The organism is Halomonas sp. OfavH-34-E (genome assembly GCF_024124525.1).
In the GTDB taxonomy this organism is placed as follows: Bacteria; Pseudomonadota; Gammaproteobacteria; order Pseudomonadales; family Halomonadaceae; genus Halomonas; species Halomonas litopenaei.
In genome coordinates, this window is sequence record NZ_JAMXRY010000016.1 from 82,356 (window position 1) to 94,937 (window position 12,582).

The 12,582-nt window shown below is 63.5% G+C and carries 12 protein-coding genes; 11 read left to right on the forward strand and 1 reads right to left on the reverse strand.

From position 1 onward, the window contains the following. Window positions 1-3: 3 nt before the first annotated feature. The 4 genes from NH448_RS09205 (at window position 4) to NH448_RS09220 (ending at window position 3,606) form a co-directional block, all read left to right on the forward strand. Window positions 4-1,446: an NAD(P)(+) transhydrogenase (Re/Si-specific) subunit beta gene (locus NH448_RS09205; RefSeq protein ID WP_045991814.1), complete on the forward strand. Its 1,443-nt coding sequence runs from the start codon at window positions 4-6 to the stop codon at window positions 1,444-1,446. Between the two features lie 193 nt (window positions 1,447-1,639). Then, on the forward strand, window positions 1,640-2,710 hold the full coding sequence (locus NH448_RS09210) for an NAD(P)H-dependent glycerol-3-phosphate dehydrogenase (RefSeq protein WP_045991813.1): 1,071 nt from the start codon (window positions 1,640-1,642) through the stop codon (window positions 2,708-2,710). Further along, window positions 2,700-3,188, forward strand: a complete 489-nt coding sequence (gene sixA / locus NH448_RS09215; RefSeq protein ID WP_045991812.1) for a phosphohistidine phosphatase SixA — start codon at window positions 2,700-2,702, stop codon at window positions 3,186-3,188. Before NH448_RS09210 ends, sixA begins: the two co-directional genes overlap by 11 nt. Window positions 3,189-3,291: 103 nt before the next feature. Next, window positions 3,292-3,606, forward strand: a complete 315-nt coding sequence (locus NH448_RS09220; protein WP_045991811.1) for an antibiotic biosynthesis monooxygenase — start codon at window positions 3,292-3,294, stop codon at window positions 3,604-3,606. A gap of 1 nt (window position 3,607) precedes the next feature. Here NH448_RS09220 and NH448_RS09225 read toward each other — a convergent pair whose 3' ends face one another. Beyond that, entirely contained in the window at window positions 3,608-4,570 is a 963-nt protein-coding gene (locus NH448_RS09225) for an AEC family transporter (RefSeq protein ID WP_045991810.1), read from the reverse strand. A 205-nt stretch (window positions 4,571-4,775) separates the two neighbouring features. Here NH448_RS09225 and kdgD point away from each other — a divergent pair, with 205 nt between their 5' ends. The 7 genes from kdgD to NH448_RS09260 form a co-directional block, all read left to right on the forward strand. Next, window positions 4,776-5,693, forward strand: coding sequence for a 5-dehydro-4-deoxyglucarate dehydratase (kdgD, locus tag NH448_RS09230; protein WP_045991809.1), 918 nt, complete (start codon window positions 4,776-4,778; stop codon window positions 5,691-5,693). Between the two features lie 123 nt (window positions 5,694-5,816). Beyond that, entirely contained in the window at window positions 5,817-6,875 is a 1,059-nt protein-coding gene (locus tag NH448_RS09235; RefSeq protein WP_045991808.1) for an ABC transporter substrate-binding protein, read from the forward strand. A 95-nt stretch (window positions 6,876-6,970) separates the two neighbouring features. Continuing rightward, complete coding sequence (locus NH448_RS09240) at window positions 6,971-7,405, forward strand: tripartite tricarboxylate transporter TctB family protein (protein WP_253028677.1); 435 nt, start codon at window positions 6,971-6,973, stop codon at window positions 7,403-7,405. A gap of 14 nt (window positions 7,406-7,419) precedes the next feature. Continuing rightward, window positions 7,420-8,970, forward strand: a complete 1,551-nt coding sequence (locus NH448_RS09245) for a tripartite tricarboxylate transporter permease (RefSeq protein ID WP_045991806.1) — start codon at window positions 7,420-7,422, stop codon at window positions 8,968-8,970. Further along, window positions 8,960-10,549 carry a galactarate dehydratase gene (gene garD / locus NH448_RS09250; protein ID WP_045991805.1) on the forward strand — a complete coding sequence of 530 codons (1,590 nt, stop codon included), beginning with the start codon at window positions 8,960-8,962 and terminating at the stop codon, window positions 10,547-10,549. Before NH448_RS09245 ends, garD begins: the two co-directional genes overlap by 11 nt. Before the next feature lie 43 nt (window positions 10,550-10,592). Beyond that, window positions 10,593-11,918, forward strand: a complete 1,326-nt coding sequence (locus NH448_RS09255; RefSeq protein WP_045991804.1) for an enolase C-terminal domain-like protein — start codon at window positions 10,593-10,595, stop codon at window positions 11,916-11,918. A 102-nt stretch (window positions 11,919-12,020) separates the two neighbouring features. Further along, the coding region (locus tag NH448_RS09260; RefSeq protein ID WP_253028678.1) for an aldehyde dehydrogenase family protein at window positions 12,021-12,582 on the forward strand (562 nt) is incomplete at its 3' end.

The following is a 12,582-nucleotide window of genomic DNA, read 5'->3' on the forward strand; positions in this document are numbered from 1 at the left end:
GAAATGCTAGGACAACAATTCGTAACCGCCGCGGCGATCGCGGCGAGTGTGCTGTTCATCCTCTCGCTGGGGGGACTGAGCAATCAGGAAAAGGCCAAGCGCGCGGTGTGGTACGGCATCGTCGGTATGGGCCTGGCGGTGTTCTCCGTCATGCTCGGCCCGAACATCGGCAACTACTGGCTGATGATCCCCTTGATGATCGTCGGTGCCGTGGTCGGCACCATGGTGGCTAAGCGGGTCGAGATGACCCAGATGCCGCAGCTGGTGGCGGCGCTGCACTCCTTCGTCGGTCTGGCGGCGGTGTTCGTCGGCTGGAACGCCGAGATGGAACGTGCCCGGGTGCTGGCGCTGAAGGCGGCCGGTGAGTCCCTCGACGGCCTGTCGGCGTTCGCCGCTACTCTGGCCTACAAGACACCTGCCGAGCTGACCTTCCTGCAGGTCGAGGTGGTGCTGGGCGTGTTCATCGGTGCGGTGACCTTCACCGGCTCGGTGATCGCCTTCGGCAAGCTGGCCGGCAAGATCGACGGCAAGCCGAAGAAGTACCCCGGCGGTCATGCCCTGAACGCCGGTGCGGCGATTCTCTCGCTGGTGCTGGCCATCGCCTACCTCAACGGTGCCGGCTTCTGGACACTGTTGCTGATCGCTCTGCTCGCCTTCTTCATCGGCTGGCACCTGATCCTCGGCATCGGCGGCGCCGACATGCCGGTGGTGGTGTCGATGCTCAACAGCTACTCGGGCTGGGCCGCGGCCGCTATCGGCTTCACCCTGTCCAATGACCTGCTGATCGTCACCGGTGCGCTGGTGGGCTCCTCCGGTGCCATCCTGTCGTACATCATGTGCAAGGCGATGAACCGCAACTTCGTCAGCGTCATCCTCGGTGGCTTCGGCGGTACCCAGGGGCCGGCCCAGGAGATCGAGGGCGAGCAGGTGTCGATCGACGCCGGTGGCGTCAGCAGCGCCCTCAACGACGCCGACAGCGTGATTATCGTGCCGGGGTATGGCATGGCGGTGGCCCAGGCCCAGAACGCGGTCAGCGAACTGGTGCGCAAGCTGCGCTCCGCCGGCAAGGAGGTGCGCTTCGGCATCCACCCGGTGGCAGGTCGTCTGCCGGGTCACATGAACGTGCTGTTGGCCGAGGCCAAGGTACCCTACGATATCGTGCTGGAGATGGACGAGATCAATGATGACTTCGCTTCCACCGACGTGGTCATCATCATCGGCTCCAACGACATCGTGAACCCGGCCGCCCAGGAAGACCCCAACAGCCCCATCGCCGGCATGCCGGTGCTCAAGGTGTGGGAGTCCAAGCAGGTGTTCGTGTGCAAGCGTGGTCAGGGAACCGGCTACTCGGGCATCGAGAACCCGCTGTTCTTCAAGGAGAACACCCGGATGTTCTACGGCGATGCCCGGGCCAGTATCGATTCGCTGATTCCGCTGATCGACTGATCTGAGCCGCGTGTAGTACAGGGCTCCTCTTTCGAGGGGCCCGACGACGCCCCTCTTCGCAGGGGCCCGACGACGCCCCTTTCGAGGGGCGTTGCTCGTTGTGGCACCAGGTCAGTCAAAGTGGCGACGAGATCCCTCGTCGTGACGTCAGATTCGGTACAATCCACCAAGACTCATCGACTGCGGAGCAAGCATGACCGACATGGACACCAGGGTGGCGGTGCTGGGGGGCGGGAGCTTCGGCACCGCGCTGGCCAGCATCGCCGCCGATAACGGCTTCCACGTGCGCCAATGGCTCAGGGACGGCGCGCTGGTGGAAAGCATCAATCGTGATCATCGCAATCCGCGCTATCTGCCCGACTACGCCATCAACCCCAGGGTCGAGGCGTCCACCGAACTTGAGTGGGTGCTCGAGGAGGCCATCCTGGTGCTGGTGGCGATTCCCTCCAAGGCCTTCGCCGAGGTGGTGCGTCAGGCACGTCCCTGGCTCAAGCCCGAGCAGATTCTGGTCAGCACCACCAAGGGTATCCAGGAGGATGGCTTCAAGCTGATGAGCCAGATCCTCGAGGACGAGACGGGGTTTGCCCACGTGGGCGTGCTGTCCGGGCCCAACCTGGCCTCCGAGGTGGCCCAGAAGCAGCTCACCGCCACGGTGATCGCCAGCCACGACGCCGAGACGAGATCCCGCGTGCAGGCGGCGCTGGGCTGTGACTATTTCCGCGTCTACGCCAGCAATGACCGCTACGGGGTCGAGCTTGGCGGAGCGCTCAAGAACATCTACGCCATCGCCGCCGGCATGGCGGCGGCGCTGGGCATGGGCGAGAATACCCGCAGCATGCTGATGACCCGTGCGCTGGCCGAGATGAGCCGCTTTGCCGTATCCCAGGGCGCCAATCCGATGACCTTCCTGGGGCTGGCCGGTGTCGGCGACCTGATCGTGACCTGCTCGTCGGAATTGTCGCGCAACTATCGCGTCGGCTTCGCGATGGGCAAGGGTCAGAGCCTGGACGAGGCGGTGGCGTCTCTCGGCCAGGTGGCCGAAGGGGTCAATACCGTCAAGCTGGTGCGCGACAAGGCCGATGCCGAAGGCGTCTACATGCCGTTGGCGGAAGGGCTCTATCAGGTGTTGTTTCGCGGCGTGCCGGCCCGTGACATGGCCAAGCTGCTGATGCGCGGCGAGCAGAGCAGCGACGTCGAGTTCGTGCTCCCCCGCGAGGACGTCAAGCAGGACCGGCGACAGACGGAGGCCAAGAATGGCGGATAGACTCTGGATCATGCGTCACGGCGAGGCCACTCCGGGCTTTCCCGACGAGGCGCGCAGGCTGACCACCCGCGGCGAGGACGAAGCTCGCGCCATGGGCCGCTGGCTGGCGAGTCGTGACGACATCGACTGGGGCCGGCTCAAGGTGCTGGCCAGTCCCTACGTGCGTGCCCAGCAGACCGCCGCCCTGGTGCTGGAAGCACTGCCGGACGAGGTGAGTCTCGATACCCTGGACATCATCACCCCCGACGATTCCCCCGAGGCCGTGGTGGACTGGCTGACGCTGGAAAGTGACGAGGGCCCGCTGCTGCTGGTCAGTCATATGCCGCTGGTCGCGGCCCTGACCGGGCTGCTGGCGGAGGGCAGGGCAGGGGCCGGGGTGGGCTTTGTCACCGCGGCAATCGCCGAACTGGAGGCCGATGTCAGAGCCGCTGGTTGTGCGCGGCTGGTGGGCATGACCACGCCATCGTCACTTCGCTGACCCTGACCGCAGTGGTTGGCGTGGTGCAAGCGACGTGTCTGCCATATTTCGCACTCGATAGAACGGGCCCGTCACTGGCGGGCTTTCACCTGAAGGGACGCCCATGAGTTTTTTCGTCAACAACCGCATCTTCGTCAATCCGGGCTTTGAGGACGAGTTCGAAGAGCGCTTTCGCCGTCGCGCCGGAGAGATCGACAAGCAGCCGGGCTTTGTCGCCATGCGTGTGCTGAGGCCGCTGGGCAACCAGGCGCCCTACGTGGTGGAGACCCAGTGGGAGAGCCAGGCGGCGTTTCGTGCCTGGGTCGGCAGCGATGACTTCAAGCGTGCCCACGCCAACCCGCTGCCGGCAGAGGCCACCCGCGAGGGCGGCGGTATCGAGCAGTTCGAGGTGGTCGAGGGGACTGAAGCCAAGGGCTGAACTAGATCAGCCCGTTGAGCCGCAGGGCGAAGACACCCACCGTCACGCTGATACTGGCCACCAGAGTGGTGAGGGCGATGATATTGGCCGTCAGGATCTCATCGCCGCCCATGGCCTTGGCCATGACAAAGGCCGCCGCCGCGGTGGGGCTTGCGAAGAACAGAAACAGCACGCCCAGCTCGGCACCACGAAAGCCAAGCCCCAGCGCCGCCAGGGTGGCCACCAGCGGGATCACCACCATCTTGGCGAAGCTTGCGCTGACGGCGGTGCGATAGCTGGTCTTGAGCGCCCGGGTGGAGATGGTGGCGCCGATGCAGATCAGCGCCAGCGGCAGGGTCAAGGAGGCAAAGTAGTCACCGGTGGTCTCGATCCACTCGGGCAGGCTGACCTGCAGCGCCGCCAGGGGCGTGGCGACCACAACCGCCAGGATCAGCGGATTGGTCAGGATATGGCGGAAGATGCTGTTCCAGTCGATGGCCTTGCGCCGGCCGTCCTCGTCCAGTTGGTATGCCGCCAGCACCACCACCGACAGCACGTTGTAGCAGAGGATTACCACCCCCAGCAGCAGACTCCCCAGCGATAGCCCTACCTCGCCGTACATGCCGTGGGCGAGTGCCAGGCCGACCACTCCGCAGTTGCCGCGAAAGGCGCCCTGTACATAGACCCCGCGCTGGTGACGCTTGACCCGAAGCGCAGCGTAGCCCCAGGCGAGCACGAAGCTTGCAATGGTGGCCAGTGCGAAGAAGGCCAGCATCCAGGGGTTCAGGGTGCGTTCCAGATCGGCGCGGATCAGGCTGAGAAAGAGCATGGCCGGCAGGGTGGCGCGAAACACCAGTCGCGACGCCGTATTGACGAAGGCCTGATCGATCCAGCCGAGTCGCTTGAGCGCAATGCCGATAAACACCATGGCAAACACCGGCAGGCTGATGTTGAGCGTCGACAGGAAGACATCGATCAATGACATGGGCGCGCTGTGAAGCCTCTTGATGGTGGCGCCGGGTCGTCCACAAGGGATCAGAGAGGTGCGCCTTGAACTTTGGTCTCAATTTACCATAGCGTCCCTTGTCAGTCCTGAAACAAGTCGCTAACTTGTACTTTGTATGATGTATGACATGACGGGGAATCGAAACCCTCATGTCCGTTCACGACGAAGACAGGAGGACGTTTCGGTGAAATTTTCCCATGCACAGGTCAAGCAGGCGATCAGCGATGGTCTGCTGTCCTTTCCGGTCACGGACTTCGACGCCGAAGGACGTTTCGACGCCGAGAGTTATCGCGCGCGTCTCGAGTGGTTCATCAGTCACGAGATTTCGGCGGTGTTCGTCGCCGGTGGCACCGGCGAGTTCTTCAGCCTGTCGCTGGAAGAATTCCGTGCGATCGTCCGTCTGGCCGTGGAAGTCGTCGATGGCAAGCTGCCGGTGATCGCCAGCGCCGGTCTGAGCGTGGCCACCGGTTCCGAGTTCGCCCGCATCGCCGAGGAAGAGGGCGCCGACGGTATCTTGCTGATGCCGCCTTACCTGACAGAGTGTCCCCAGGACGGCCTGGTGGAATACGCCAGCCGGATCTGTCAGTCCACCAGCGTCAGCGTGATCTACTACAACCGTGGCAACGGCGTGCTCAACGCTCAGTCCGCCAAGCGGCTGGCCGACGCCAACCCCAACCTGGTGGGGCTCAAGGACGGCAAGGGCGACATGCAGGCGCTCAACCGCGTGATCAAGACCGTCGGCGATCGACTGGCTTACGTCGGTGGCGTGCCCACCGCCGAGATCATCGCCGAGGCTTACCTGGCGGTGGGCGTAAACACCTACTCCAGCGCGGTGTTCAACTTCGTGCCGGACATGGCGGTGACCTTCTACAAGGCCCTGCGTGCCGGTGACAGCGATACCGTGCGCAAGATCTCCCGCGAGTTCTTCCTGCCCTTCGTCGCCCTGCGTGACCACAAGGCAGGCTACGCCGTCAGCCTGATCAAGGCCGGCACCGACCTGATCGGCCGTCCGTCCGGCGCGGTGCGTGCCCCGCTGGAAATGCCAAGCGATGATGAGCGCAAGCAGCTCGAGCAGCTGATCGAGCGCGCCCGTTCCTTCTGACCGAGGGCGGTCGCTAGCGCTACGGTGTAGACCGCTCCTCGATCTGGCCCTTCGTCACGATCCTCCCGTATCGAAGGGCACCACTCGTCCAGCCACCAACAACCATTTCAATGAGGTGACTTCATGAGCATGCCAAGACTCTCTCTGCCCCTGACCCTGACCGCTACCGCCCTGGCGACCTCGCTGGCCCTGGGTAGCGCTGCGGCGCTGGCCGCCGACGGGCCCCTGCGCGGTAACATCCGTGTGGTCATCGGCTCCAGTTCCACCGGTGGCGACACCTACCAGAACTCGGCCATCGTGGTGGACCAGCTGTCCGAGGCGCTGGACCTGAACATGAAGGTCGACGCGGTGGGCGTCAGCGCTGCCTATCGCGCCCTGGATCGTGATCCTCGCGGCAACACTCTGATGATCTTCCATGACCAGGCCTACCTGGGGAATCAGTACGGGGTCGAGGGCTACAAGGACCCGTTCGAGAATTACATCATCGGTCCGACCATTGCGATCAATCCGGGCAATGCCTACCTGGTGCCCAAGGACTCGCCCTACCAGACCCTGGACGACATCATCGAAGCGGTCGGCAGTGGTGAGACCGTGCGCGTGGCGATCCAGCCTGGTGGCGTCTCCGAGATTGGCTACACCGCACTCAAGAACGCCATCCGCATCGAGCACCCCGGAATGGAAGACAACCTGGTGGCGGTCAATACCGGCTCCCAGGCCGACAAGAATCAGCTGCTGTTCGATGACCAGGCGGACTTGATCAACGGCTCGGTGCAGGCCAACGAGCAGTACACCCGTCTGCCTGAGGATGACCAGAAGGCCATGCGCTTCGTCTGGCTGACCGCACGCCATGACACCCTGCAGCAGGCCAACGAGGAAGGTCTGGGTCAGACCGACCGCGAGACACTGCTGCAGTTCGTCGAGCCCAACGTCGAGGTGACCATGGGAGAAGGCGAGAACTTCGCCTTCGATAAGGAATTCTTTTTCCTCTACAACAAGGACATGAATCCAGAGATCGTCGAGCAGATCGACGCCACCCTGGAAGAGATCTACGCCGAAGGCGAGATCCAGAAGACCCAGAAGACGTCGTTCTTTATTCCTGACTTCATGCCCTCCGACGAAGCCCAGGCCCACCTGCGCGAGAAGGCCGACCGCTACGCCGACATCATCGACAGCATCAAGTAAGGGACCGCTGCCGGCGGCTTGCCCGCCGGCATCCCTGTTCTTGTCCGTCCACACAACTCGCAAGGCTCTCCCGTCAGGCCTGCCCCGGAGCCGCTATGGAATCCTCACCGTTGAGTGTGTCGATCGACTTCGACAGCTCTCATCTGTTCTTCCCCACGATCATTCACTGGGTACTGGCGTTGCTGTTCGCCCTGATCGTGGTGTTTCGCCTTGTTCCTTTCTTTGCTGCGGTCAAACGCGGCGAGAGAACGTTGCCGATCATCGGCGAGTCCATGGACGGATTTCGTTTCTTCGGCACCCTGGTGCTGATCACCGCCTATTTCGTGCTCATGTCGGTGGTGGGGAACCTGTTCCCCTATACCGGCTACGGCTTTCTGTTCGTGTCCATCGTCTTTCTGTTCTTGATGTCGATGATGTACATGCACACCCGCACCCGCCGCAAGGTGATCACCGCCGCGATCAATGCCGTGGTGGCACCCTCACTGGCCTGGCTGAACTTCGCCAAGCTTTTTTACATCACCTTGCCGTAGGGGAGAGTTGACCCATGGAACTTCTGTCCTACCTCGATATCACCTTCTTCCTGCTGGCCGCGATCGGTGCCCTGATCGGCATCATCTTCGGCGCTATTCCCGGCATGACCGCCACCATGGCGGTGGCCGTGTGTCTGCCGCTGACCTACGCCCTCGGCCTCGAGCATGGCCTGGCACTGCTGCTTGGCCTCTACGTCGGTGGCATCTCCGGCGGTATGGTGCCGGCGGTGCTGCTCAATATTCCCGGCACGCCCTCGTCGATCACCACCACCTTCGACGGCTACCCCATGGCACAGAAGGGCCAGGGCGAAAAGGCCCTGCGCGTATGCGTCGTGGCGTCGCTGGTGGGTGGACTTGTCAGCGCCCTGGTGCTGTTCTTCTTCGCTCCCTTGCTGGCTGAGTTTTCGATCAAGTTCTCCTATGTGGAGAAGTTTCTGATCATCTTGCTGGCGCTGACGGTCATCGCCTCCATGTCCAGCAACATGTTGATCGGTATCTTCAGCGGTGTACTGGGCATCTGGCTGAGTCTGATCGGCACCTACAGCCTGTCCGACGGCGGTAACGGCAAGACGCGCCTGATGTTCGACTTCATGCAGCCCTATCTGGTGGACGGCTTTGCACTGCTGCCGGTATTGATCGGGATCTTCGGCATCTCGACCATCCTGCTGGAGGCAGAGAAGGGAGTGAAGAGCGGCCTGTCCGGCGCCAAGATCGAGATGGGCAAGGGCGGTGGTTTCACCTTCGGCCTGTTCAAGGGCCGCCTGACCAACCTGATGCGCTCGTCTTTCATCGGCACCTTCGTCGGGATGCTGCCGGGGGTCGGCGGCAGCGCCGCCTCGGTGCTTGCCTACACCCAGGAAAAGAACCTGTCGCGGGATTCCAGCCAGATGGGCAAGGGTGCGCCCCAGGGGCTGATTGCTTCCGAGTCGGCCAACAACGCCTTGACCGGTGGCGCCCTGATCCCGCTGTTGTCGCTGGGGATCCCCGGGGACTCCACCACGGCGGTGTTGATCGGTGCCTTCACCCTTCAGGGCATCCAGGTGGGGCCGTTGTTCATCCCGGAAAACCAGGACACCTGGACGGTGATGATGATCGCTCTGGTGTTCGCCAACATCGTGATGTTCTTCCTGATGTTCTACGCCATCAAGTACATCGCCCGGGTGGTGCTGGTGCCCAAGTACGTGCTCTATCCGATCATCGTGATGATGTGCGTGGTCGGCGCCTATGCCATCAACTACGGCATCATGTTCGACGTCTGGACACTGCTGATTTTCGGCATCTTCGGTTACCTGATCGAGAAGATCGGGCTCGAGGTCGCGCCTTTGATCATCGGCTTCATTCTGGGAAGTTCCGCCGAGGTGTACTTCGTCAAGAGCCTGGAATCCTTCGGCACCTTCTCGATCTTCTTTACCAAGAGCCCCATCGCGCTTGTGCTGTGGGGGCTGATCGCCGCGTCCATCGCCTTCTCCATCGTGCTGGGCATCAAGACCCGTGCGCGTCAGAAGATGGAATTGAGTCAGGTGTCTGGCACCACTTCTGGATCGGGAGAACGTCATGACGGCTGAACCCAGGACCAACGAGAGCCGCGTGATCCGCGTCCATCCCGGCGACAATGTCGCCATCGTGGTGGGCCAGGGTGGACTGCCACGAGGCACGCGCCTGGAAGATGGTGTGGCGCTGGTGAGCGACATTCCCCAGGGCCACAAGGTGGCCCTGGCGGATATCGCCGAAGGTGAGCGCATCCTGCGCTACAACGAGGTGATCGGCACGGCGCTGTCGGCCATCCCGCGCGGTGGCCACGTCAACGAGAACAACGTCAGGCTGCCGATACCACCGAAGCTCGACGAGCTGCCTCTGGCGACCCGCAAGGCGCCGGTGGTCGAGCCACTCGAGGGCTACACCTTCGAGGGCTTTCGCAACCCTGACGGCAGCGTCGGCACCAGGAATGTGCTCGGCATCACCACCAGCGTGCAGTGCGTGGCCGGTACCGTCGATCACGTGGTGGCGAAGATCAAGCGAGAGCTATTGCCGCGCTTCCCCAACGTCGATGACGTGGTCGGGCTCAACCACAGCTACGGCTGCGGGGTGGCGATCGGCGCGCCGGCGGCGATCGTGCCCATCCGCACGCTCAGGAACCTGGCGCTGAACCCCAACTTCGGTGGCGAGGTCATGGTCATCGGCCTTGGCTGCGAGAAACTGCAGCCCTCGACTCTTATCGGGGACCGCCCGGTCAAGATTTTTGAGCGCAGCGAGGATGCCGCCACAGGTTCCGCCAACGACGACGCCAACGTATTGAGCCTGCAGCACGAGTCCTTCGAAGGTTTCGGCGAGATGGTCGACGGCATCATGGCCATGGCCGAGCGCCACCTTGAGCGGCTGAATCGTCGCCGCCGGGAGACCTGTCCGGTGTCGGAGCTGACGGTGGGCATGCAGTGCGGCGGCAGCGACGCCTTTTCTGGGGTAACCGCCAATCCGGCGGTGGGATTTGCCACCGACCTGATCGTGCGTGCCGGCGGCAGCGTGATGTTTTCCGAAGTCACCGAGGTGCGCGACGCCATCCATCTGCTGACGCCTCGAGCGGTAGACGAGGAGGTCGCCCGGGCGCTGATCGAGCAGATGGCCTGGTACGACGACTATCTGGCCCAGGGCCAGGCCGATCGCAGCGCCAATCCGTCGCCGGGCAACAAGAAGGGCGGGCTCAGCAATATCGTCGAGAAGGCGCTCGGTTCGGTGATCAAGTCCGGCAATTCACCGATCGTCGACGTCATAGGACCCGGCGAGCGCCTGCGCAAGCGCGGGCTGACCTTTGCCGCCACCCCGGCCAGCGACTTTATCTGCGGCACCCTGCAGGCGGCGGCGGGCATGAACCTGCAGGTCTTCACCACCGGGCGCGGTACCCCCTACAACCTGGCGATGACGCCGGTGATCAAGGTTTCCACCAACTCGACCCTGGGACGTCGCTGGCACGATCTGATCGACCTGGACGCGGGGCGCATCGCCACCGGCGAGGCCAGCATCGAGGACATCGGCTGGGAGCTGTTCGAGCTGATTCTCGAGGTGGCAAGCGGCCGTCACCAGGTCGCCGCCGACCGCCTGGGTCTCTACAACGACCTGGTGCTGTTCAACCCGGCGCCGGTCACCTGAGCGCTTCATCATCTTTAACCGAACTACCAAGAGGCAAGATTCCATGTTCCCCAAGATCACCAAGATGAACATCGTGCCGGTGGCCGGCGAAGACGGTTTTCTGCTCAACCTGAGCGGTGGCCATGCCCCCTGGTTCATCCGCTGTGTGCTGGTGCTGGAAGACGAGTCCGGCAATCGCGGCGTCGGCGAGATTCCCTCCAGTGACGGCATCCTCAAGGGACTTGAGCAGTGTCGTTCGCTGGTCGAGGGCGCACGGGTCAACGAGGTCAAGCAGGTGCTGAGCCAGGCTCGCCAGGCGCTGTCGCGAAACGGCCCGGAGGAGCGCGGTCGGCAGACCTTTGATCTGCGCGTGGCGGTACACGTGGTCACCGCCATCGAGTCGGCACTTTATGACCTGTTCGGCCAGGCGCTGGGCATGCCAGTGGCCGACCTGCTCGGCCAGTACGGACGTCAGCGTGACGAGGTAGAGGCACTGGGCTACCTGTTCTTGCTCGGCGATCCGGACAAGACCGACCTTCCCTATCCCAAGGTCAGCGACCCGATAGACGCCTGGGACGAGGTGCGTTATCAGAAAGCGATGACTCCGGAGGCGGTGGCCAACCTGGCCAAGGCCGCCTACGCGCGCTACGGCTTCAAGGACTTCAAGCTCAAGGGAGGCGTGCTCCGCGGCGAAGAGGAGGCCGACTGCATCCGCGCCCTGCACGAGGCCTTCCCCGAGGCACGTCTGACGCTGGATCCCAACGGCGCCTGGTCGCTGGATGAGGCGGTGCGAGTGCTCGAGCCGATCAAGGACCTGTTGAGCTATGCCGAGGATCCCTGCGGCCAGGAAGGCGGCTACTCCGGTCGCGAGACCATGGCCGAATTCAAGCGTCGTACCGGACTTGCCACCGCCACCAACATGATCGCCACCGACTATCGTCAGCTGAAACTTGCGGTCCAGCTTAACTCCGTGGACATCCCCTTGGCGGACTGCCACTTCTGGACCATGCAGGGGGCCGTGGCGGTGGGCGAGCTGTGCAACGAATGGGGCATGACCTGGGGCTCGCACAGCAACAACCACTTCGACATCTCTCTGGCGATGATGACCCACGTCGCCGCTGCCTGCCCTGGCGAAATCACCGCCATCGATACCCACTGGATCTGGCAGGACGGTCAGCGCATCACCAAGAAACCGTTCAAGATCGAAGGTGGCAAGCTGAAGGTGCCGACCACGCCAGGCCTTGGCGTCGAGCTCGACGACGACAAGCTGATGGAGGCCCATCGGAAGTACCAGGGCCTCGATGTCACCAGCCGCAACGACGCCATGGCCATGCAGTACCTGATCGACGGCTGGGAGTTCGATCCCAAGCGTCCTGCCCTGGTGCGTTAGCCTCGACTCGATGGCTCAGGTGCGAAAGCCCCGGTGAGGACGAAAGCCGACGGCCTTTACCGACGCTCACCCCGTCGAACGTCACACGACAGGAGAAGATTCATGAAATTGGAAGGAAAGCAGCTGATCGGCAGCCAGGCCGTCGAGGCCAAGGGCGAGCCCATCCATGCCGTCAATCCGGCCACCGGGGAGACCCTCGAGCCTGGCTACAAGGCAGGTTCCAAGGCCGAGGTCGAGCGCGCCTGCGAACTGGCCTGGGCGGCCTTCGATAGCTACCGCGAGACCGGCCTCGAGGCCCGCGCGACCTTTCTCGAGACCATCGCCGAGGAGATCGAGGCGCTCGGTGACACCCTGATCGAGCGCGCCATGCAGGAGTCCGGCCTGCCCCAGGCACGTCTTGAGGGTGAGCGTGGCCGTACCTGCGGCCAGCTGCGCCTGTTCGCTTCGGTGGTACGCGCCGGCGAATGGCTCGACGTGCGGCACGATCCGGCCCTGCCGGACCGCGAACCGATGCCGCGGGTCGACCTGCGCCAGCGCCATATCGCGCTGGGTCCGGTGGCGGTGTTCGGCGCCTCCAACTTCCCGCTGGCGTTCTCGGTGGCCGGTGGCGACACCGCCTCCGCCCTGGCCGCCGGCTGTCCGGTGGTGGTCAAGGCCCACTCGG